This is a genomic window from Halomonas sp. DP3Y7-2 (assembly GCF_019800795.1).
In the GTDB taxonomy this organism is placed as follows: Bacteria; Pseudomonadota; Gammaproteobacteria; order Pseudomonadales; family Halomonadaceae; genus Halomonas; species Halomonas litopenaei_A.
On the sequence record NZ_JAHVKJ010000010.1, the window covers coordinates 543107 to 564673 of the forward strand.

The following is a 21567-nucleotide window of genomic DNA, read 5'->3' on the forward strand; positions in this document are numbered from 1 at the left end:
CAGCGTCTTGCTGGCGGGCTTGTCCAAAGCCGACTTCGCTCACCATCAGGCTATCGGTTGTCGGTGCTCTGTGGTGTCCTCGCCGGTGGCGTCCGACTCCGGCAAGGCGCCCTGATTGATGCGGGCAATGGCGGCGGCGGCGCGCTCTAGGGCGGGAAGGCAGTCCAGAGCACGCTGGCGGTCCATACGCATGACCGGGGCCTGAATGGCCAGTCCCACATTGGAGACCCCGGCCGGATTCGGGGCAAGCACCGCGATGCACAGCAGACCTGGAAGAAACTCCTCATCATCGAAGGCGTAGCCGTCACGCTTGACCTGTTCGATTTCGGCTTCGATGGCATCGATGTCCGTCAGGGTGTTGCGGGTGAAGGCCTCCAGGGTGGCATCGGCCAGCAGACGCCGTCGCTGGGATGCGCCCATCTGGGCCAGAAACAGCTTGCCGCTGGCAGAGCAGTGGGCCGGCACCCGTGAACCTGGATGCAGGTAGAAACGCAGCGGTGCAGAGGTCTCGACGCGATCCAGGTAGAGCACCTCGCTGCCGGACAAGGCGGTGATGTTACAGCTTTCTCCCACCTCCCTTACCAGCTCGGCCAGCACCCCGTGGCGTGCCCCCTGGACCGTGTCGTTCAGCAGCAGCGTTTCGGCCAGACGGCGTAGGCGAGAGCCCTTGCTGTAGTGACGGTTGTCTGCCTCCCGCTGCAACATGCCGGAGTTCTCCAGCTGCTGAAGCATGCGATGCAGCGTCGGCTTGGGCAGTCCTGTTTCATCTACCAGGCTTTGCAGAGTGAAGTACTGGTCTTTCTCCGCGATGACCTCGAGCAGTGCCAGCAGGCGCTGAGCCGGGGTATCGCCTTCAATGATGCGCGTGTCGGCGCCGAGTGTGGTCATGGCAGGCCTCCCTATGCCGTGAAGTTTATCTGTTTCTGAAAAGAACGCAATTCGTACCGTTTTTTGAAATTCGTGTTGACTCCTCACCACTCGGCGGCTACCTTTGCCTCAAGTTCTAGAAAACGGAACTTATCGTATCGAAAAGCTTGATTTGGCTATCCAGAGCCTCAAGCCAAGACACAGGCCGCCAAGGCCGCCAGCACCCATTCTGTTCCCTGGAGGAGCTCCATGAGTCACAACGACAACACCCAAAACCGCCAGGTTGTGAAGGGCAAGCAGAAGATGACGCCCTCGGAAGCCTTCGTCGAAACCCTCGTTGCCAACGACGTGACCGACATGTTCGGCATCATGGGCTCGGCCTTCATGGACGCCATGGATATCTTTGCCCCGGCCGGGATCCGACTGATTCCGGTGGTGCACGAGCAGGGTGCCGCCCATATGGCTGACGGCTATGCTCGCGTTTCTGGACGCCACGGCGTGGTCATCGGCCAGAACGGTCCCGGTATTTCCAACTGTGTGACGGGCATCGCGGCGGCTTACTGGGCCCATAGCCCGGTGGTCATGATCACCCCGGAAACCGGCACCACCGGTATCGGCCTGGGCGGATTCCAGGAGTGCAACCAGTTGCCGATGTTCCAGGAGTTCACCAAGTACCAGGGCCATGTGACCCATCCTGCGCGCATGGCCGAGTACACCGGTCGCTGCTTCGATCGCGCCATGGCCGAAATTGGCCCGACCCAGCTGAATATTCCGCGGGACTATTTCTATGGCGAGATCGAAGCCGAGATTCCCGAGCCCCGGCGTATCGATCGCGGTCCCGGTGGCGCCCAGTCGCTGGACGAGGCGGCTGCACTGCTGGCCGAGGCCAAGTTCCCGGTAATCGTCTCCGGTGGCGGTGTGGTCATGGCCGACGCGGTGGAACAGTGCAAGGCCCTGGCCGAGCGTCTCGGTGCACCGGTGGTCAACAGCTACCAGCACAACGACTCCTTCCCGGCCAGTCATCCGCAGTGGTGTGGTCCGCTCGGGTATCAGGGCTCCAAGGCAGGCATGAAGCTGATCTCCCAGGCTGACGTGGTGCTGGCCCTCGGCACTCGCCTTGGCCCGTTCGGCACCTTGCCGCAGCATGGCATGGACTACTGGCCCAAAGACGCCAAGATCATTCAGGTCGATGCCGATCACAAGATGCTGGGGCTGGTGAAGAAGATCTCCGTGGGCATTTGCGGCGATGCCAAGGCTGCCGCCATCGAGCTGAGCCAGCGCCTTGAAGGCCGCAACCTGGCCTGCGATGCGTCCAAGGACGAGCGCCTGGCCAAGATCAAGGCCGAGAAGGAAGCCTGGGAGAAAGAGCTCGACGAGTGGACCCACGAGCGTGATCCGTTCAGCCTGGATGCCATCGAAGAAGCCAAGGACGAGAAGCCTTTCTCTGGCGGCGAGTATCTGCATCCGCGTCAGGTCCTGCGTGAGCTGGAAAAGGCCATGCCGGAAGATGTCATGGTCTCCACCGATATCGGCAACATCAATTCGGTGGCCCACAGCTACCTGCGCTTCGAGAAGCCACGCAGCTTCTTTGCCCCCATGAGTTTTGGTAACTGCGGCTATGCGCTGCCCACTATCATCGGAGCCAAGACCGCTGCGCCTCATCGTCCGGCCATTGCCTACGCCGGTGACGGCGCCTGGGGCATGAGCCTGATGGAAACCATGACCGCCGTGCGTCACGGTATTCCGGTGACCGCCGTGGTGTTCCACAACCGCCAGTGGGGTGCCGAGAAGAAGAACCAGGTCGACTTCTATAACCGTCGCTTTGTCGCTGGGGAGCTCGACAACGAGAGCTTTGCCGAGATCGGCCGCGCCATGGGCGCCGAGGGTATCACCGTGGATCGCCTGGAAGATGTAGGCCCGGCCCTGAAGAAAGCGGTCGACATGCAGATGAATGAAGGCAAGACCTGCATCATCGAGATCATGTGTACCCGCGAGCTGGGCGACCCCTTCCGCCGCGACGCCTTGAAGAAGCCGGTCCGTCTGCTCGAGAAGTACCAGGACTACGTCTGATACCGGGGGCGGCGGACCCTGGAGTCTGATCGCCAAGCAAGACTCTCTCGTCCGGTATGACGACATTGCCCTGGCCTGGTGCCAGGGCTTTTTTTCATGTTCGTGATGCGCCACGACCGAGTCTGTCGACCCCTTTACCCCTGGGAGAGCGGTTGCGATGAAAGCGCTGAACCATATTCGTGAGATGGCCCGGCAGGACCCGAAACGCATCGTCCTGTGCGAAGGCGATGACCCCCGAGTGCTGAGGGCCGCCCTGACAGCGAGCGCAGCAGGCTACGCGCGCATTCAGCTGGTGGGCGAGCATAAGGTCATCCAGTCCCGGGCCGAAGCCGAAGGGCTTGAGCTGGGTGCGATAGAGCTGATTGACCCCGCGGATTCCGAGCACACCGAGCGCCTGGTGGCGCTACTGCTGGAGCTGCGAGGGGCGAAGGGCATGACCCCTGAGGATGCCGCCACACGGGCGCGGGATCCGTTGATCTTTGCCAACCTGATGGTGCGCGCCGGGCTTGCCGACGGCAGCGTGGCTGGTGCCGTCCACACCACCGCCGATGTGGTTCGCGCCGCGATCCAGTTGATCGGCATGGCCCCTGGCGCCACCCTGGTATCCAGCTTCTTCTTGATGATGCTGTGCAAGGAGTTCCACAGCCTCAAGGGCGGCATGATCTTCTCTGACTGCGGCTTGGTGGTGGACCCGGATGCCGGGGCGCTGTCCGAGATCGCCATGGCGGCTGCCGATAGCGCCGAAGCCCTGCTGGATGAGCCGGCCAGGGTAGCGATGCTGTCCTTTTCTACCAGTGGCAGTGCCCATCATGCGGCGGTGGACAAGGTTGTCGAGGCGGCGCGTCGGGTCAAGCAGGCGCGCCCGAGCCTGGCCATCGATGAAGACGTGCAGCTCGATGCTGCCATCGTGGCGGAGATCGCCGAGCGCAAGTTGCCGGAGTCCAAGGTCAAGGGCAATGCCAATGTGCTGATCTTTCCAGACCTTGAGGCAGGCAACATCGGCTACAAGCTGGCGGAACGCATCGGCGGGGCCGAGGCCATCGGGCCGCTGCTGCAGGGACTGTCGCGGCCTGCCAACGACCTGTCGCGAGGCTGCAGTGAGCAAGATATCGTCAACGTCATTGCGGTGACCACCGTCCAGGCCCAGCGCCTGTCGGTAGCGTAAACGGTATGGGGACGGCCAAGGAGGGTAGATGACACTGGTACCTGAGGGAATGGCGCTGTCCAGTCTTGCGGCGGTGGTATCGATCACCTTGCTGGCCGGCTACCTGCATACCGTGGCTGGCTTTGGTATCGGCATGATCATCATCGGAGTGGCCAGCGGTCTGGAACTTGTCAGCGTTGCCACCCTGGTGGCCGTTGTCAGCCTGATTACCCTGGTCAACAGTGCCGTGGCGCTACCTGGCAAACTGCATCACCTGGATGGGCGCCACGTGCTGGCGCTGGGTCTTGGCATCGTACCGTCCATCGGACTTGGCGTGTGGGCGCTGAACTGGCTGAGCGTCAGCGCTGAAGCTCTACTGATGCTGATGCTGGGGGCACTGGTGTTTTACGGAGGTCTCAGCGTTGGCCTCAGGCCCCGTCCGCGCGCACAGGTCTCGGCTCCTGCCGGCTTCGCGGTCAGCGGTGCGATGACGGGTCTGCTGGGGGGCATGTTCGGCATGCCGGGGCCGCCGGTCATCTACCACTGCTACCGCCAGCCGTTGCCCCGCGAGACGATTCGTCTGCTGTTGATCGCGTGTTTCGCCATGACCTCCGGGGTGCGCACCCTGTATGTCGGTGCCGGCGGCGGGCTCGACGCTCAGGTGTGGCTGCTGGCGCTGTGGACCCTGCCAGCGGCGGCACTGGCCACCTGGGCAGGGCGCCGCTATCCACCACCCTGCAGTGCTGAACTGCTGCGGCGGGTGGCGATGCTGACCTTGATGATCATCGGCACTGGGCTGGTGATCGATGGCGCCATGGCGCTATGGCAGTACTGAATCGATGCCAGAGCTTTGCCCTGAGCCGACGGCATCCATACATCTATCGAATGCATCTGGAGCTGGCCTGTGAGAGCCAATATAGAAGAGGCGCCGCTGGGGGTGCTGTGCCTGGATTCGTCCTTTACCAAGCCCCTGGGACACCTGCGCCATCCCGATAGCTTCCGCCATCCGGTGCGCTACCGCGTGCTCGAGGGCGTTGATATTCCCAGGCTGCTGCACGCGCCCGGCGACGCCTTGCGCGACCTGTTGCTTGAGCAGGCACGCCAGCTGGAAGCGGAGGGGGTGTGCGCCATTGCGGGCAGCTGCGGCTTCATGGCGCGGTATCAGGCTCAGGTCGCCGAGGCAATGTCGGTGCCGGTGGTGCTCTCCAGCCTGACCTTGTTGCCCTGGCTTGCCGTCGTGCACGGGGGCCTTGGGCGGGTGGGGGTGCTGACGGCCGACGCAGGGGCATTGAAGGCGCAACATTTCCTGGGAGCGGGCTGGCAAGGGTCTCTTCCCGCGCTTGAAGGTCTCCAGGACGGGAGCGAGTTTCGGCAGGTGATCCTTGAGGGACAGCGTGATGATCTCGACATGGCGGCGATGGCGGAAGAGGTCGCGACTGCCACGCGACGGCTGATGCGCAAGGTCACGCTGGATGCCATCGTGCTTGAGTGCACGGACCTGAGCGCCTTTGCGGACGTGGTGCGCCGGGAGGCGCGCTGCCCGGTCTACGATATTGTCCCGGCGCTCGATCTGGTCATTCGGGCCTGTGGCGGCAGCAGGTGAATATGCTTAGCCCGGTGTGCACCGTTCCGGCACGCCACGGTGCCCCTGCTCAGGCGTGAAGGGGCGCCAGGGCGCGCTTATGCCAGTGGGCCAGCCCCTTCTCGAGATAGGGCAGGAAGCGCTGGCATTGACGGGAGCTTGGATGAAAGCGCGGGGTGATGATGGCGATCTCCAGGTCGATGGCCGGCTCGAAGGGCACGATGGCCACGTCACAGTCCCGGCGCAGCAGGAAGCCCGCGGCAGAAACCGGGTCCACCAGCGCATGACCGATGCCAGCGCGCACCAGGCTGATGGCAGACGGAAACAGGTGTGTCTCGGCGGCGACATGCCAGCGGGCATCGGCCTGGCGTAGTGCCTGCTTCAGCTTGAGCGTGCTCTGGTGGTGCTCGTCCAGGGTGATCAGCGGCATCCCGTCAAGGTCCTTGGCCCCGACCACGGTGGCGGTGGCCAATGGGCTGTTCGCCGGTACCGCCAGATGCATGCGCAGGGTCAGATGCTTGACCTCCAGGTCACTGAGATCATCCTGACGTTCAATGACGCCCACATCGAATTGGCCTTCGGCCACCCAGTCGCGAATCTTGCCTGAGCTGAAGGTCTGCAGGGACAGCCGCGTATCGGGAAAGTCACTGAGATAGTCCGCCATGATCTGGGGCAAGGCGCTCGGTGAGAGCCCCGGCATGCAGCCGACAATCAGCTTGCCGGCGCGGCCCTGACGCAGACCTTCGGCCAGTTCGTCCAGATGTGACACCGACGCCAGCACCCTGTCGACGCCCTCCATCAGGTAGCGAGCCTCCGGCGTCAGCTCGGTGCCGTAGTTATTGCGACGGAACAGCAGAAAGCCGGCCTCCTGCTCCAGGTTGGCGATGGCGGAGCTCACCGCCGGCTGGCTGAGATCGAGTCGTCGTGCGGCCTTGCTGAGACTGCCGGTGTGCACGACCTCGCGAAATATCTGCAGCTGACGAAGAGGGTAGCGCAGCTTCATTCAGGGACTCCTGGGTAGGGTGGTGGAGGACAGGCTTCGCCGCGATGCGGCATGGGCCGACGTAGCTTCGCTTGTACTGCTGTCTGCGGTGCTGTCTGGGGCGTCGTTCGCGGCGACATGGTTTGGGCTCTTCCGCGGGAGGCGAGGGCCGCTAAAGTGCACGCGATATGGTCTAAGTTTTATCTATAGGTTCATAGGTAGATCAAAGTTGTTTTTATGACAAGGGTCGTCGAAGCTGACACCACCCCCCTACAACCATAACGAGGGTAGTTGCATGAATCCGATCGACCTCTGCGGACTGCTGCTGTACTTCGCGATACTGATCTACATCGGCTATCGCAGTGCCAAGAAAGTCTCTGACAGCGCTGACTTTGCGGTTGCCGGCAACAAGATCATCTGGCCGGTATTGTTCGCCACCTTGGCGGCGTCCTTTCTTGGTGGCGGTGCCTCAATGGGCCGTGCCGGCAAGTCCTTTGATGAAGGCTATGCCTTCATGTTCGCCGCTTCTGCGTTTCCCATTGCCACGGTGCTTGCCGGACTGTTTATCGCGCCCAGGCTCAAGCGCTACGTCAATGCCCATACGGTTGGCGACATCATGGCCCAGCACTTTGGCGCCAGTGCTCGCCTGTTTACCGGGATCTTCTCGCTGGTGTTCTGCGTCGGCATTCTAGGGGCTCAGGCCCTGGCTGTGGGCACCGTGTTCAACGCCATACTCGGCATCGACGTTGCCACTGGTATCTTGATCGGCATGGCCGTGGTGCTGGTGTATTCCACCATCGGTGGAATGTGGGCGGTCATCCAGACCGATGTAGTGCAATTTCTGATGTTGGCGATCTTCCTGCCGGTCACCATGCTGATTGGGCTGCATGACCTGGGGGGACCTCAGGCATTGATCGAGCGCCTGCCGGAGGGCCACTTCAGCCTGATGGGTGACTATTCGCTGGGCATGTTCCTGTCGATCTTCATTGCCTTCCTGCTGGGCGAAACGCTGGTTCCCCCCTACACCCAGCGAGCCCTGTCGGCGCCGGACTCCCGCCATGCACGTATCGGCTATTCGGTGGCCGGTGGCTTCGGTTTCCTGTTTTATCTGGTCAGTGCCACCATCGGGCTGGTGGCGTTGGTGCTCTATCCAACGATCTCACCTGATCAGGCCATGCCGACGCTGATTCGTGATGCCCTGCCGGTGGGCATTACAGGGCTGGTACTGGCATCGCTATTGGCGGTGGTGATGTCGACCGCCGACTCCTACCTGAACTCCGCCGCAGTGATCTTCGTCAGTGATATCTACAAGCCCTTCATCGAGCCCACGGTCAGTGAGCAGAAGCGGCTGTGGATCGAGCGTCTGGTCAACCTGTTGATCGGCCTGGGTGCGGTAGTGTTCGCCCTGTACGCGACCTCGATCATCGATGCGCTGCTGCTCAGCTATGCGCTGTGGGCGCCGACCATTCTGCTGCCGTTCGTGTTCGCTGTGCTGTTCAACTTGCGCTGCACCCGCTCAGCTGTGGCGGCGATGCTAGCGGGCGCGTCGGTCACGATCCTGTGGAAGTGGGGGCCCTTTGACCTGCAGGCGGCTACTGGCTTGACCGCTCTGATCGCCGGTGTCATCGCCAATGTCTCGGTGTTTGTACTGGTCTACCAGCTGTTCCGGTCGGCTCCCGATGCTCCCGTCGTCGCCAAGACTCAATAAAGGAGACTCCCATGACCCTGTACGCTCTTGCCCTGTATGCCGTCAGTGCCGTCAGCATCCTTACCGCGGTAGGGGTGGGGATCGCCTCCTGGCGCTTCTACCGCGATAACTGAATCCCCGCTATCCACGCTACGCGCGTCCGGCCTGAACCACGGGCCGGACGTCAGTGTCCCCAAGGAGACATTGCATGAACACCATCGCCGTTGTGGGGGCAGGCATTGTCGGTCTGGCCGTGACGAGATCGCTCGTTGACGCCGGCTACCAGGTGCAGCTCTTCGATCCGGGAGCACCGGGGGAGGGCACCTCCCTTGGCAATGCAGGACTGATTGCCAACTACGCGACCTCGCCCATGGCCAGTATCGAGACCTTGAAGGCCCTGCCCAGGGAACTGGTCCGGCGTGACGCATCGTTATCGATTGATCCCCGCTATCTGTCGCGGCTGGCCAGTTTTGGGCCGCGTTTTATCCAGGCCGCCACACCCTCCCGCTTTGCCCGCCACAAGGCGGATCTGGTGGCGCTGATACAGGACGCCGTCAAGGCGCAACACCGCTTGCTCGAATCGCTTGACGCACCGGGCCTGTACGCGGATACCGGCTGCCTGCAGCTGGCGTATCGTGGGGATGCGCTGTCTCGGTCGCTCGAGGCCTCAGCTGAGGCCAAGCGGGCCGATGGCGTCGACTGTCGCGCGCTGACGGCCGCTGACGTTCGCGACCTGGAGCCTGAGCTCAGCCCTGAGCGCCTGGAAGGTGCCTTGTTCTTTCCTTCCACACGTCACCTGAAGGACCCCTTGACCGTCAGTCGCACCCTGTGGCGCCGACTGGAGCGCGCCGGTGCGGTATTGCACCGTGCGCGCATCGAGGGACTGGCGCCTTGTGTCGATGGCGGGTGGCGTCTGGTCAGTACGCTGGGGGAGCACCATGCCGATCAGGTGGTCATGTGCGCGGGCATGGCTAACCAGGCGTTGATGAAGTGGCTGGGGATGTCGCTGCCGGTGGTCAGCGAGCGTGGTTACCACGTGCGGCTCGACACGTCGGTCTCGCTGACACGACCTACGGGCTGGCTGGCCCACCATTTTTACGCCACACCGATGGAGGGCGGTGTGCGCCTGGCGGGCACCACCGAGTTTACCGCGCCGGAACGGCGTGCCGACCAGCGCCGCTGGGACCGCCTGAAGGGGTGGGGAGACGCCATGTTCGGTCGCTCTCTGACGCTGAGCGAGCGCTGGATGGGCGTTCGTCATTCCACCCCGGATGGTTTGCCGGTGGTCGGTCCCGTGGCCGGCAGGGAAGGGCTGTATCTGGCCTACGGGCACGCTCACCTGGGGTTGACCCTGTCAGCCCAGACCGGTGAGTTGATCCGCGCCATGATGGATGGCAGCCCGCTGCCTGACTACGCACAACGGCTGTCTCCGGCGCGTTTTACTAGGTTGCGACGGGCGAGCTGAGAGGAGAGGGCCGAGTAGAGATGGCCGAGAACAGAGGATGCCGATTCATAGGCGGGGGATGAGGCAAGGGTTGTGGCGAGTGACACTCCTTCAATACCTTCGTTTAGACAGCATCAGCTCCACCACGTCATCCAGCAGGGTATTGTCCAGGGTCTGACCGATGTCGATGACTCGGTGTCTCGGATAGTAGGGGCTCAGGTCGAGACCGACGCCGAGGCCAACGATATCGATGGGGCCGGAACGACGACCGTTGCCGCCGCTGTACGTCGCCACCACCGAGCGCAGGTGGTGGTCGAGGTAGTGACGATCGTTGGCCAGGTTGGTGGCGCTATCCGAGGGGCTGCCGTCGGAGATCACGACCAGCAGGCGGCGGTTGACGTCGGCGCTCATCAGCCGCTGACAGGCCCATTGCACGGCTTCGCCGTCGATCCCTTCCTTGTAGATATCGGCCTTGAGCAGGGCCGCCAGTCCCAGCCGGGCGCGGCGCCAGGGCTGGCTGGCGTCCTTGATGATCAGATGGCGTGCCTCGTTGAGGCGTCCCGGGGCCGCGGGTCTGCCTGACCGGAGCCAGTCCCGTTGGGCACGGCCCCCATTCCAGGCGCCGGTGGTGAAGCCCAGCACCTCGCTGCTTACCCCCGCCATGTCCAGCGCCCGGGCCAATAGCTCCACCAGGGTGGCGATGGCTTCACCGTGGACCTTCATGGAACCGGAGCAGTCGATCAGCAGGCTGACTTGAGCATCGCTGACGGGTCGATGGCGTTCGCGGAGAAAGACGCGGCGCTCCTGGGGCGATGTCACGATCTGCGACAGTCGGCGCCCGTCGATCACGCCGCTTTCTTCGCCGTCGTTCCAGCCATCTCTCTCCACCACCGACAGATGACGCCGAAAGGCCCGGGCCAGCCGGCGCACGTTGACCTTCTGTGCGGCGAGCCGCTGATCCAGACGGTCGCGGTACTCCACCAGCAGCGCGTGCCGGACCAGGCTGTCGGCACGCCTTTCGCTGTCATAAGCCGTGGTGAAGGCGCGGTAGCGGTTGGCGTCATCCTCCAGTAGACGGCTTTGCCCGCTGAGCGCGACCGGGATCTCTTCCTCCAGGTCATCTTCACTGTCCAGCAACAGGGCCAGGGCACGGCGAGGATCCTTGTCCTCCTGCTCGCGATCCTGCTGAGGCTCAAAGCCTTCCAGCTGGGCAGCTATCCAATCGGCGATGGCGTGGGCGTGACGCTGGAAGGCCGCTTGATCGTGACGCTCGCGTCGCAGTCCCGCCAGGGCGTGGCCGAGGGCCGGTACGATATTGGCCCGGGTGGCCTCCAGCATGTCCTCGAACGCTTCCAGCATCGGTGCCGCCATCAGCCGCGAGCGACTGATCTGAATCACGCAGAACAGCAACAGTCCGAGGGCAGTTTCGGTGAATTGCGCGTGATGGTAGTCCAGCGACCACTGTCGGAAGCGCTGTTCGAGGTTGCTCGCCATGCCCGGTGCCCCGGGGCCCAGCAAGGCTTCCACGCGGCACTGCTCCAGCCAGTCGTAGATCAGCCGTGGTTCGGGCTCTGCTGGCCGTAGGTACTGGTGAAGCGCGTCGTCGCTGAAGCGCTCGCGCAGGGCCAGGGCATCGCTGACCGCGCGATAGCCCGTAATCGACAGGCAGTCATCGGCAAGCTTGAGGTGAGGGGCCCGCAGGGGGACTCGTCGTTGCCCGTGGTAGAGACGACGGCTGGCGTAGAACCAGCGGCTGTCGCCGGTGTGGGCTCGCAGTACCGCCGCCTCGATGTCTTCGAGATATTGCTGGCGCCGTGTTCTGGCCAAGGCGCTGGCGTGGGTCGCATCGCCTGGGGTCGTCATGATGCTGTACTGCCACCGTCGCCGCGGGCGATGGACTCACTCAGTTCCTCATCGAAGCAGCGTTGGTAGAACTCCGCGACCAGGGCGCGTTCGTGCTCGTCGCACTTGTTAAGAAACGACAGGCGAAATGCCAGCGCAGGATCGCGGAATATCTCGCAGTTCTCGGCCCAGGTAATCACCGTGCGTGGCGACATCAACGTCGACAGGTCGCCGTTGGCGAAGCCCTTTCGGGTGAGTTCGGCCACCGCCACCATGGCGTCGACATGGCGCCGGCCACGCTCGTTGTCCTTGCTCGGCACCCTGGCGAGCACGATGTTCACTTCTTCGTCCCGCGGCAGATAGTCGAGCTTGGCGACAATGTTCCAGCGATCTACCTGGGCGTGGTTGAGCAGCTGGGTACCTTGATAAAGGCCGTCCTGGTTGCCCAGGCCCACGGTATTGGCGGTGGCGAACAGGCGAAACATCGGGTGTGGACGGATGACCCGGTTCTGATCGACCAGGGTGAACTGGCCATCGCGCTCGAGGATGCGCTGGATGACGAACATGACGTCGGGTCTGCCCGCGTCGTATTCATCGAAGATCAGGGCGACCGGCCGTTGAAGTGACCAGGGCACGATGCCCTCCTGGAATTCTGTGACCTGCACGCCGTCTCGGATCACGATGGCGTCCTTGCCCACCAGGTCGAGGCGACTGATGTGACCGTCCAGGTTGACGCGCACGCAGGGCCAGTTGAGGCGCGCCGCGACCTGCTCGATATGCGTCGACTTGCCGGTGCCATGAAGCCCTTGAACCATCACCCGACGGTTGCGGGTAAAGCCCGCCAGGATCGCCAGGGTCACGTCCGGGTTGAAGCGGTAGGCCTCATCCATGGCGGGCACATGATCGTCTCGCTGCGTGAATACCGGCACCTTGAGGTCCGAATCGATACCGAAGATCTCCCGGGCGCTGTGCCATTGCTGGGCGGGGAGGCTGTCATCGAGCAGGGAAGGGGCATCGGCCATGGTCGTGTGTCCTGGTGCGCTGCTGTGAAAGTGATGACACTATAGACGTGTTTTAAAAAATAACGCAAATTGTATCGAAAAATGAGATTTCAATGGTTTCTGGCCATCCTGGGATGAGTGGGGCGCCGTGAACAAGGGGGAGAAGCACATGCGGGATGTGATCGTGGTGGGTGGAGGCGTCATCGGCATGATGAGTGCCTGGCGTCTGGCACAAGCCGGCCTGACGGTGACGCTGGTAGAGCGGGGTCGTTGTGCCGGAGAAGCTTCCTGGGCCGGTGGTGGCATCGCTTCGCCGCTGTATCCATGGCGCTACAGCGCGCCTGTCTCTGCGCTGTCAGCGTTGTCTGAAGGCGTCTACCCGGCGCTGTGCCGCCAGCTATATGACGAGACCGGGGTCGACCCGCAGTTCACCCGGCATGGCCTGTTGTATCTCGCGGTGGACGATGCCGAGGACGCGCGACAGTGGGCGCAGCGCTTCGGCAAGCCATTGGAGGACATCGACGCCGATGCCATTTGCGGCCTCGAGCCAGGGCTCGCCGAGACCGATTGGCTGCGTCGGCAGCAGGGCGGGTTGTGGATGCCCACACTCGGCAGCTTGCGTAACCCGCGCCTGGGGCGTGCCCTGCGCGCGCGGCTGGAACGGGATCGCCGGGTCGAAGTCCGGGAGGATTGTGAGGTCATTGGATTCAGGCGTCGAGGCGATGACGTGGTCGGGGTAGAGACCGTGCAGGGTCGCATCGATGGGGGGCGCATACTGGTCTGTGGTGGAGCATGGAGCGGCGAACTGCTGCGGCGAGCCGGGGTTGGCCTGGCAGTCAACCCGGTCAAGGGACAGATGATGGTGCTCAAGCCCCCTTATGGTACTCGACCGCTCTCACGGGTGGTGCTGGCGGATGGGCGTTACCTGATCCCACGTCAGGATGGACGCATTCTGGTGGGGTCCACCCTGGAGCACCAAGGCTTCGACAAGACCACCACCAGCGCGGCACGGGTGTCGCTGTATCGCAGTGCGGTGCGGCTGTTGCCAGCGCTTTCCAGGGCCAGTATCGAGCATCACTGGGCCGGCCTGCGACCTGGCTCTCCTGGCGGCATTCCTTTTATCGGGGAGGTGCCTGGCTGGGCTGGACTCCACGTCAATGCCGGCCATTTCCGCAATGGTCTGGTGCTGGCGCCCGCGGCGGCTCGACTCGGCGTGGAGTTGCTGTTGGGTGAGCGACCCTGCGTGGACCCGGCACCCTATCGGCTCGGGCACGACGCACACCATGTGCAGGATTCGGCGTCACCCGCAGGGCTGGCCCAATCGACAGCGAGCAACTGGTGCTAAGGGACGAGCGCTCGGGGCCTTTAGGCTCGGGGGTAGACGAGGCCAAGAGGGCCTCGCCAACACAATAACGATACTGCTCTAGGCGCTCAGTCGCGCCGTGAACAACAAGGAGAACCTCCATGAGCCAACCCGACGCCCAGTTTCTCGCCGATTTCGCCGATGCGCTCAATCGTCATGATATCGACGCGGTGATGTCGATGATGACCGACGATTGCGAGTTCCATGCCGTGGCTGGCCCAGAACTGCTGGGTAAGACCTTTCATGGTCAGGAGCAGGTTCGCGCTGGACTCAGGGCGGCCTGGGAAAATGCCCCGGATGCCCAGTGGCTTGACGGGGTGCATCAGGTGATTGGAGATCGCGGCTACAGCGAGAGCACCTACTGTGGGACCACCGTCGATGGAATGCGCTCCGAGGCCCGCATGATCGATGCCTTTACCTTCCGCGACGGCAAGATTGCGGTGAAGAATGCCTTCCGCAAGCAGCGGCCGGCCACGCCGACTCGTCAGGGCTGAGGGTACCCCATTCGCGATCCGGGAGGAGCGACATGCTGGAGCTAAAGACCGCGGAGCAGCGAGCGTTGGATGCCACCGGCCAGGGGCCGCTGCAAGGCAAAGGTGCGGCGACGTCTGCGCGCGCCCCTTATGATCCTGCCTATGACCCGCTGACGGCGAAGCAGGTGGGTACCGGCTGTGACTATGCGCCCACTTACTGGGTCGCCACCGCCGGCGAGCCACCTGCCGACGACGGCCCCATTGAGTGCGATACCGATGCCGACGTGGTCATCGTTGGCTCGGGTTTCACGGGGCTGACCGCGGCGATCTTCCTGGCGGAGCGCTATGGCATCAAGGCCACGGTACTGGAAGCCAATCGGGTGAGCTGGGGCTGCAGCACGCGCAACGGTGGCCAGGCTCAGTGCGCCTCAGGGCGCCTCAAGCGCTCCCAGTGGATTGCACGTTACGGTCTCGATACGGCGCTCAAGCTGCATCGGGAATGCGTCGAGGGCATGCAGACGTTCAAGTCCCTGATCGCCGACATTGACTGCGATCCACAGCCCGGCGGGCATCTGTATATCGCCCACAAGGATCGGATGATGCCGGGCCTGGAGAAAGAGGCGCGACTGCTGCGGGACACCTTCGACTACGATGCGCGGATCATCGATGGCGACACCGTCAAGCGTGAATGGGTGGGGGACAGTGAGGCGGCAGGCGCCATGCATGAGCCTGAGGGCATCGGTATTCATGCGGCAAAGCTGGCCTTTGGTTACCACCGCAAGGCACGTGCTCTGGGCGTCAAGGTACACCCGGCAAGTCCGGTTCTGGGCTGGGAGACCCGCGGCGACACGCACTACCTGCGCACACCGGGCGGTCTGGTCAAGGCGCGGGCGGTCGGGATTGCCACCGGGGGCTATATCACCGGTCAGCTCCACCGTTCGCTGCATAATCGGCTGCTGCCGATCCTGTCGAATTCCATGGTCACTCGCCCATTGACGTCCGACGAGATCGAGGCGACCGGGTTTCGCACGCGCCAGGTGCTCACCGACACGCGCATCCTGCGCCATTACTACCGACTGTTGCCCGACAATAGGGTGCAGATTGGCAGTCGCAGCGCGATTTCAGGTCGTGATGCGCCGAAAGAACGCTACGCCGCCATGCTCAAGGCCGATCTTGAGCGCAAGTTTCCGGCGCTGGCCGGTATCGAGATCGACTACTCCTGGTGGGGCTGGGTCGATGTCAGCCACGACATGATGCCGCGGATTCACCAGCCTGATCCCCGGGAAAGCGTGTACTACGCTCTCGGTTACGGTGGAAATGGGGTGATGTACTCGGCCCAGGCCGGCAAGCGGCTGGCACAGTGGATCGCAGGTGAGGGCGTTACCCTGGAGTTGCCGATCTTTACGTCCAAGCTTCCGTTTCCCAATCTGAGAGAGCGCATCGAGTCGCAGGCGTTTGCCCCTTTCCGCCGCGCTGGCCAGCGTTTTCTCTACCGCTACTACTACGTCAAGGACGAATTGCTATGACGACATTCGGCGACGCCGGTACCACGCTCTTGTAACGTGCGCTGTTGCCTCGCTGGGTCAAGGGAGCCAGGCCGTGCCCATCGGGACGGCCTGGACGTCGTTGTGATGTGGGGCGGCGGACTCGCCATCCCGTTCGCTCTAGAGTGGTCGGACGCGTAAGGCGTCGAACCCTCAATGCTCTGGCGGCAGCTGCTTGTCGAGCCGCTGCAGAAAGGCCGTTTGTACCGGCGTCAGCTCCCCTTCGCGCCAGGCCACTTCCGTGAGCAGACTGTGTTGCACGCCTTCCAGGGGCACCATGGTTACCCCCTTGCGCAGGTAGTTGCTGGCGCACTCCAGATGCACGGTGACGCCAAAGTCGCAGGCCACAAAGGCGAAGATCGTCTCACTGTTGAAGGTTTCCTGCGCCACCTTGGGCTCAAATCCCGCCTCGCGGCAGATCAACTCGAGCTTTTGACGGAAGTGGTGCCACATGCTGTGTGCGCCGAGAATGAAGGGCTCGTGGGCGAGCTCCTCCAGGCGGATACTCCGGCGCTGTGCCAGGGGATGATGCTCGCTGACCGCAGCAATGAAACGGTCGCGCTGGATAGGACGTGAGCACAGGCCTGGGGTCAGCACAGGCCCGGTGACGAAGCCGAAATCCAGATGGCAATCCGTCAGATCCTGTAGCTGTGATGCCGTTGAACCGAAGTGCAGGTCAAAGTGGATATCCGGGTGCAGCCGGCGAAAGTCATCCAGCAATGCCGGCAGTTCCCCGGTGATGGCAAAGTCGGTGTAGCCAATGGCAAGGCGTCCCAGCTCCCCCCGTCCCGCTCGCTGTGTCTTGAGCACCGCCTCGTCCAGATGGCGCAGGATCTGGCGACTCTCCTCCAGCATGACGCGTCCGGGCTCGGTCAACCTGACCTGGCGGTTGTTGCGTAGCAGCAGGGTCTCGCCGATGGCCTCTTCCAGCTGAGCAATGGTGCGGCTGAGAGCAGGCTGTGCAACGTTGAGCCGCTCAGCGGCATGACGAAAGTGCAGGCAGTCAGCCACGGCGACAAAAGCGGAGAGATGGCGAAGTTCTATGCGCATTGATGCCTCATCGGTATCGCATGAAACCTAATTGATATTATACGAGCAACGACGGTGGTCCTAGGCTGAGAACATCCGCTTCACTTCCAATAACAACCGTCGGGTGACTCCATCATGCAAGATTCCTTTCACGGGGTAATTGCCTTTGCGCTGCTGGCCTTGATGCTATGGCTTGGCAGTCAGCTGCGCAGCCGCCTTGGCTGGCTGCGAGCCTCGCTGGTTCCCGCCAGCATTGTCGGTGGTCTGCTGGGTTTCTTGGCGCTGTCGCTGGGCCTGCTGCCTGGCTATGAGCCAGGCGATTTCACCGCGCTGACCTTTCACTTTTTTACCCTGAGCTTCATGTCCTTGTGCCTGACGGGAAGCGGGCGCCAGAGCGAGGCCGGCGGTGGCAGCATCTTTCGCGGCGGCATGTGGATGACCCTTGCCTGGAGCATCAGCCTGGGCCTTCAGGGCGTGATCGGTTTCCTCGTGGTCAGCGGCTACGACGCGGTGACCGGCAGCGAGATCAGCGCCTTTCTCGGTGCCATCGTCACCCATGGCTTCACTCAGGGGCCCGGACAGGCGCTGACCTACGGCACTATCTGGGAGAGCGAGTACGGCATCGCCAATGCCGCCCAGGTGGGACTTATCTATGCCTCGCTTGGATTCCTGATGGCCTTCGCACTAGGCGTGCCGTTGGCGCGACGCTATCTGTCCAAGGGACTGAACGCCAACCGCGCCTCACGCCTGGACGACAACTTCCGTCGCGGCTTCTTCACCCGTGCCGGCGAGGCGGCCGACGCGACCTCCTTGCCATCGATGGGGCGCATGATCTCCCACCCTGGCAATCTGGACTCCCTGGCCTATCACCTTGGTCTGCTGGCGATTGCCTATGTCGTCACGCACCTGTGGCTGACCTTTATCCAGGGGGTGATCGGTGACGCCACACCCTTCGGCATCAACGTGGGGGTGCTGTTCAGTCACAACCTGTTCTTCCTGCACGGTCTGGGCGTCTGCGTGCTGATGCGTATGCTCATTGATCGTCTTGGCCTCGCTCATCGGGTCGATGATGAGACGCTTAAAAGAATTACTGGCAGCTCGGTGGATTTCATGGTGGTGGGCACCCTGATGAGCATCCAGTTTGCCGTGCTTTACGCGCTGCTGGTGCCCATCCTGCTGGTCACGGTGGCCGTCACCTTGTCGACGCTGCTGGGGTGTCTGGTCATGGGGCGGCTGAGCGGCGAGCTAGGACCGGAGCGAACCGTGACGTCCTTTGGCTGCTGCTGCGGCTCCACCGGTACCGGGCTGCTTCTGCTGCGAATGATGGACGCCGACTTTTCCACCTCCGTGCCCAAGGAGCTGGCCTTCTTCAATCTGGCCATCGTGCTGGCGACGCTGCACCTGCTGATGATCTTCGCGCCGATCGCGCCGTCTCTGGGGGCAGGAACTTATCTGCTGGCCTTTGGTGGCACGGCGCTGGCCCTGGTCGCCTGCATCCCGCTGATGCTGATGTGGGGCCGCCACGGGCGAGATAGTTCGCCATCGTCAGGTTGGGCCGCCAGCGTCGACCAACCTTCATACACCAGCTCACCCGCCAGCCTTTCATCGACCGTGACCAAGGGAGCGTCTCGCTCATGAGTATCGTTGTCTATCCTGCTCGCCGCGTGCTGACCATGAATCCATCCCAGCCCCGGGCCACCCACGTCGCCGTGCACGATGACCGAATCCTGGCGGTGGGCGGCGCCGAGGATATGCCGAGCCATGCCCGCACCGATGATCAGTTTGCCGACAAGGTGATCCTGCCGGGCTTCGTGGAAGGCCACAGCCATGCCCTGGAAGGCGCGATGTGGGACTACCTGTACCTTGGATTCTTTCCGCGACAGGATCATCTTGGCCAGCAATGGAGCGGCCTTGAGACCATCGCCCAGGTGCAGCAGCGCCTGCGCCAGCATGCGGCCACGTTGGACGAGGGGGAGCCGCTGATCGCATGGGGGTTCGACCCGGTCTACTTTCCAGGGCAGCGACTGAGTCGTCGAGAGCTGGATGAGGCCGTCGCAGACCGGCCGCTGGTGATCCTCCACGCCAGCTTTCACAGCATGACGGTCAATAGTGTGATGCTGGAGCTGAGCGGGATCGAGCAAGGCCCGAGGGTGGAAGGGGTACGACTGGATGACCAGGGACGGCCAAACGGTGAGCTGCAGGAAATGGCGGCCATGTTCGTGGTGTTCGATGCCATCGGCAATAACCTGTTCAATGCGGTGGCCTCGCCCCAGGCGCTCAAGCGATACGGGACGATCGCCAGTGCCTGTGGCGTGACCACCATCACCGATCTTTACAACCCGATGACCGACGAGGCCATCGAGGCCATGCGGGAGGCGACCCAGGCCGCCGATTTTCCGGTACGGCTGGTGCCTGCCATGGGGGTATTGGGTTGGTCGGCGGAGGAGGGGATCGCGCGTCTACAGCGTGCCAAGACCTACAGTCATGACCGACTGGTGTTCGGCCCGGCCAAGCTGATGACAGACGGCTCGATTCAGGGCTACACCGCCCGCCTGAAATGGCCCCACTACCATGACGGCCACGCCAATGGCATGTGGAATGCCGACCCCGCCGCCTTGACGGAGCTGGTGCAGGCGTACCATCAGGCGGGATTGCAGCTGCATATCCACACCAATGGAGATGAGGCCGTCGAACTGATGCTGGAGGCTCTGACCCAGGCGTTGACGCTGTGGCCGCGCCCCGATCATCGCCATACCCTGCAGCACTGCCAGGTCATCGACCATGCTCAGCTGCGACGTGCTGCCAGGCTTGAGCTGTGTCTCAACATGTTTGCCAACCACATCTACTACTGGGGCGACATCCATCTGCAGCGCACCCTGGGTCCGTCTCGCTGCCAGCGACTGGAGCCACTGGCGTCTGCGCGACGCCTGGGCATCATGACCGCGATCCATAGTGATGCGCCGGTGACCCCTTTGGGGCCACTGTTTACTGCCTGGTGCGCGGTGAACCGCACTACCGCCAGCGGCCGTCAGCTTGGTGAGCAGGAGGCCGTCAGCGTTGAGGCCGCCCTTGAGATGATCACCCTGGGTGCCGCCTTCACCCTGGGGATGGATGATCGCGTGGGCAGCCTGGAAGTGGGCAAGTTTGCCGACATGGCCGTGCTGGATCAGGACCCGCTTGAACAACCGGCCGAAGCCCTGCGAGACATCAGGGTACATGCCACCATGCTGGGCGGGCGTATCCACCAACGCAAGGCAAGCCACACAGGATGAAGGTTGCTGACTCCGTCGCTGGCGACAGGGTGCCCGGCAAAGGGCAAGAGAGCGCGATGGATACGGCCGCCTGCAATGGGCATCAACAAAGGTAGATGAGATGGTCCATGACGATCTGGCAAGTGGTCCCATGGGGGCTGAGAGGATAGAAGGGGCTGAGGGAATAGTTCGGACTGAGGGAATAGTGCGGGCTGAGGCAATGGAAGCCGCCAGGGACAGCCTTGAGCCCGCAAGCATCCGTCCGCGGGGCTCAGCGCAGCGCAGTGCCCTCGAGGCGGTTCCGGTCACGGTCATCGCCGGTTTCCTGGGGGCAGGCAAGACCACCTACATCAATCGACGCCTGGCGGCGGGTGACGTGGTGGACGCGCTGATCCTGGTCAACGACGTCGGCAAGGTCAATGTGGATGTGGCATCGATCGATTACCGGGACGATCGCGTGCTGTCGTTGGCCAATGGCTGCGTCTGCTGCACCCTGGGCGGGACCCTGGCAGAGCAGCTGTCCCAGGCGTTGCGGCTGAAGGCCAGGCCCAGTGAGATACTGATCGAGGCCAGCGGTGTCGCCAACCCTTGGCGCATCGGCGACATCGCTCGACTGGCGCCGGGGTTGAGCCTTTCCGATACCGTGGTGCTGGTCGATGCCAGCCAGGCCCGGCGCCTGGCCCAAGACGTTCAGGTCAGTGACCTCTGGCACGCTCAGTTGTCGTCGGCGCGGCGCTTGTTGGTGAATCGTCTACCTCGGGACGAAGAGGATAGAGAACGCCTGCTGGCCTGGTTGGGAAAGCTGGCGCCAGGAGCCACCCTGGTATCGGAAACCGGGGCCTGGGACGATGGCGATGTCGCCGCTCAGTCATGTGGCGGCGCTGACAGCCAGCTTGACCGCACGATGGCGGGGTCTTCTGAGCATCCGGCGGGCGCCGACGCGTCAGGGGGCCACACAGATCACTCCGGGCTGAGGCAGCGTACCCTGCACTTCACCGGAGCGGTGGCGGCCGATCGACTGGTGACGGTGCTGGAGCGCTACCGCGATTGCCTGTATCGGGCCAAGGGCTTTCTCAGGCAGGCCGCGGGCGAAGGTGGCTGGTACAGCCTCCAATACAGCGGATCGCGAGGTCGTTGGCACCCCCATGGCCGTCCGGTGACTGGAGCGGTGTTGGTCTGTATCGGCCGCCAGAGCGAGGCATTTGACGGTCTGATCAAGGAGATTGAACAGCTCGAAGAGCCGCTTGAACATCTGATCGACCATCCATAGATCGCCACGCGGCCAGCC

At 63.2% G+C, this 21567-nt stretch carries 17 protein-coding genes; 12 read left to right on the forward strand and 5 right to left on the reverse strand.

Annotated elements, in window-relative coordinates; translation table 11 throughout:
- Positions 1-45: 45 nt before the first annotated feature.
- Entirely contained in the window at positions 46-888 is an 843-nt protein-coding gene (locus tag KUV45_RS14800; RefSeq protein WP_222161982.1) for an IclR family transcriptional regulator, read from the reverse strand.
- A 228-nt stretch (positions 889-1116) separates the two neighbouring features.
- Between KUV45_RS14800 and xsc the strand changes: the two genes are divergently transcribed.
- The 4 genes from xsc to KUV45_RS14820 all read left to right on the forward strand — a co-directional run bounded on the left by xsc (position 1117) and on the right by KUV45_RS14820 (position 5684).
- Positions 1117-2937, forward strand: coding sequence for a sulfoacetaldehyde acetyltransferase (gene xsc, locus KUV45_RS14805; protein WP_224851800.1), 1821 nt, complete (start codon positions 1117-1119; stop codon positions 2935-2937).
- Between the two features lie 157 nt (positions 2938-3094).
- A complete protein-coding gene (pta, locus tag KUV45_RS14810; protein WP_222161983.1) occupies positions 3095-4102 on the forward strand; it encodes a phosphate acetyltransferase in 1008 nt (335 codons plus the stop codon).
- 28 nt (positions 4103-4130) lie between these two features.
- Positions 4131-4916: a TSUP family transporter gene (locus KUV45_RS14815; protein ID WP_206942821.1), complete on the forward strand. Its 786-nt coding sequence runs from the start codon at positions 4131-4133 to the stop codon at positions 4914-4916.
- 69 nt (positions 4917-4985) lie between these two features.
- Positions 4986-5684, forward strand: coding sequence for an aspartate/glutamate racemase family protein (locus KUV45_RS14820; RefSeq protein WP_222161984.1), 699 nt, complete (start codon positions 4986-4988; stop codon positions 5682-5684).
- 49 nt (positions 5685-5733) lie between these two features.
- Here KUV45_RS14820 and KUV45_RS14825 read toward each other — a convergent pair whose 3' ends face one another.
- Positions 5734-6666: a LysR family transcriptional regulator gene (locus tag KUV45_RS14825; RefSeq protein ID WP_206942817.1), complete on the reverse strand. Its 933-nt coding sequence runs from the start codon at positions 6664-6666 to the stop codon at positions 5734-5736.
- 274 nt (positions 6667-6940) lie between these two features.
- Between KUV45_RS14825 and KUV45_RS14830 the strand changes: the two genes are divergently transcribed.
- Positions 6941-8353: a sodium:solute symporter gene (locus KUV45_RS14830; protein ID WP_206942815.1), complete on the forward strand. Its 1413-nt coding sequence runs from the start codon at positions 6941-6943 to the stop codon at positions 8351-8353.
- Between the two features lie 187 nt (positions 8354-8540).
- Positions 8541-9797 (forward strand): FAD-binding oxidoreductase, encoded by a 1257-nt coding sequence (locus tag KUV45_RS14835; RefSeq protein ID WP_222161985.1) that lies wholly within the window; start codon positions 8541-8543, stop codon positions 9795-9797.
- A gap of 90 nt (positions 9798-9887) precedes the next feature.
- Here the strand turns inward: KUV45_RS14835 and KUV45_RS14840 are convergent, their stop codons facing one another.
- Together KUV45_RS14840 and KUV45_RS14845 are read right to left on the reverse strand one after the other, a co-directional pair.
- Complete coding sequence (locus KUV45_RS14840; RefSeq protein ID WP_222161986.1) at positions 9888-11639, reverse strand: cobalamin biosynthesis protein CobT; 1752 nt, start codon at positions 11637-11639, stop codon at positions 9888-9890.
- Positions 11636-12640 carry a MoxR family ATPase gene (locus KUV45_RS14845; protein ID WP_222161987.1) on the reverse strand — a complete coding sequence of 335 codons (1005 nt, stop codon included), beginning with the start codon at positions 12638-12640 and terminating at the stop codon, positions 11636-11638. The genes KUV45_RS14840 and KUV45_RS14845 overlap by 4 nt, the downstream gene beginning before the upstream one ends.
- Before the next feature lie 148 nt (positions 12641-12788).
- Between KUV45_RS14845 and thiO the strand changes: the two genes are divergently transcribed.
- The 3 genes from thiO (at position 12789) to KUV45_RS14860 (ending at position 15981) form a co-directional block, all read left to right on the forward strand.
- Complete coding sequence (thiO, locus tag KUV45_RS14850; protein ID WP_222161988.1) at positions 12789-13964, forward strand: glycine oxidase ThiO; 1176 nt, start codon at positions 12789-12791, stop codon at positions 13962-13964.
- A gap of 119 nt (positions 13965-14083) precedes the next feature.
- Positions 14084-14476 carry a nuclear transport factor 2 family protein gene (locus KUV45_RS14855; protein ID WP_222161989.1) on the forward strand — a complete coding sequence of 131 codons (393 nt, stop codon included), beginning with the start codon at positions 14084-14086 and terminating at the stop codon, positions 14474-14476.
- Positions 14477-14508: 32 nt separating this feature from the next.
- Entirely contained in the window at positions 14509-15981 is a 1473-nt protein-coding gene (locus KUV45_RS14860) for an FAD-binding oxidoreductase (protein WP_222161990.1), read from the forward strand.
- A gap of 171 nt (positions 15982-16152) precedes the next feature.
- Here KUV45_RS14860 and KUV45_RS14865 read toward each other — a convergent pair whose 3' ends face one another.
- The gene (locus tag KUV45_RS14865; RefSeq protein ID WP_222161991.1) at positions 16153-17049 is read right to left on the reverse strand and encodes a LysR substrate-binding domain-containing protein; all 897 of its coding nucleotides are present in this window, start codon (positions 17047-17049) and stop codon (positions 16153-16155) included.
- Between the two features lie 114 nt (positions 17050-17163).
- On the opposite strand from KUV45_RS14865, the gene KUV45_RS14870 reads away from it, so the two are divergent.
- From KUV45_RS14870 to KUV45_RS14880, 3 genes are all read left to right on the forward strand, one after another.
- Positions 17164-18666, forward strand: coding sequence for a sodium/glutamate symporter (locus KUV45_RS14870; RefSeq protein WP_206942797.1), 1503 nt, complete (start codon positions 17164-17166; stop codon positions 18664-18666).
- Entirely contained in the window at positions 18663-20300 is a 1638-nt protein-coding gene (locus tag KUV45_RS14875) for an amidohydrolase (protein WP_222161992.1), read from the forward strand. The genes KUV45_RS14870 and KUV45_RS14875 overlap by 4 nt, the downstream gene beginning before the upstream one ends.
- A gap of 199 nt (positions 20301-20499) precedes the next feature.
- Entirely contained in the window at positions 20500-21549 is a 1050-nt protein-coding gene (locus KUV45_RS14880) for a GTP-binding protein (RefSeq protein WP_222161993.1), read from the forward strand.
- The last annotated feature ends 18 nt before the right edge of the window (positions 21550-21567 follow it).

What these genes read in the sequence shown, in the direction of transcription:
- KUV45_RS14870 (WP_206942797.1), top strand. Translation starts at nt 17,164, where the DNA reads ATGCAAGATTCCTTTCACGGGGTAATTGCCTTTGCGCTGCTGGCCTTG.
- pta (WP_222161983.1), top strand. Translation starts at nt 3,095, where the DNA reads ATGAAAGCGCTGAACCATATTCGTGAGATGGCCCGGCAGGACCCGAAA.
- KUV45_RS14840 (WP_222161986.1), bottom strand. Translation starts at nt 11,639, where the DNA reads ATGACGACCCCAGGCGATGCGACCCACGCCAGCGCCTTGGCCAGAACA.
- KUV45_RS14845 (WP_222161987.1), bottom strand. Translation starts at nt 12,640, where the DNA reads ATGGCCGATGCCCCTTCCCTGCTCGATGACAGCCTCCCCGCCCAGCAA.
- KUV45_RS14815 (WP_206942821.1), top strand. Translation starts at nt 4,131, where the DNA reads ATGACACTGGTACCTGAGGGAATGGCGCTGTCCAGTCTTGCGGCGGTG.
- KUV45_RS14800 (WP_222161982.1), bottom strand. Translation starts at nt 888, where the DNA reads ATGACCACACTCGGCGCCGACACGCGCATCATTGAAGGCGATACCCCG.
- KUV45_RS14830 (WP_206942815.1), top strand. Translation starts at nt 6,941, where the DNA reads ATGAATCCGATCGACCTCTGCGGACTGCTGCTGTACTTCGCGATACTG.
- KUV45_RS14860 (WP_222161990.1), top strand. Translation starts at nt 14,509, where the DNA reads ATGCTGGAGCTAAAGACCGCGGAGCAGCGAGCGTTGGATGCCACCGGC.
- KUV45_RS14880 (WP_222161993.1), top strand. Translation starts at nt 20,500, where the DNA reads ATGGAAGCCGCCAGGGACAGCCTTGAGCCCGCAAGCATCCGTCCGCGG.
- xsc (WP_224851800.1), top strand. Translation starts at nt 1,117, where the DNA reads ATGAGTCACAACGACAACACCCAAAACCGCCAGGTTGTGAAGGGCAAG.
- KUV45_RS14835 (WP_222161985.1), top strand. Translation starts at nt 8,541, where the DNA reads ATGAACACCATCGCCGTTGTGGGGGCAGGCATTGTCGGTCTGGCCGTG.
- thiO (WP_222161988.1), top strand. Translation starts at nt 12,789, where the DNA reads ATGCGGGATGTGATCGTGGTGGGTGGAGGCGTCATCGGCATGATGAGT.
- KUV45_RS14825 (WP_206942817.1), bottom strand. Translation starts at nt 6,666, where the DNA reads ATGAAGCTGCGCTACCCTCTTCGTCAGCTGCAGATATTTCGCGAGGTC.
- KUV45_RS14855 (WP_222161989.1), top strand. Translation starts at nt 14,084, where the DNA reads ATGAGCCAACCCGACGCCCAGTTTCTCGCCGATTTCGCCGATGCGCTC.
- KUV45_RS14865 (WP_222161991.1), bottom strand. Translation starts at nt 17,049, where the DNA reads ATGCGCATAGAACTTCGCCATCTCTCCGCTTTTGTCGCCGTGGCTGAC.
- KUV45_RS14875 (WP_222161992.1), top strand. Translation starts at nt 18,663, where the DNA reads ATGAGTATCGTTGTCTATCCTGCTCGCCGCGTGCTGACCATGAATCCA.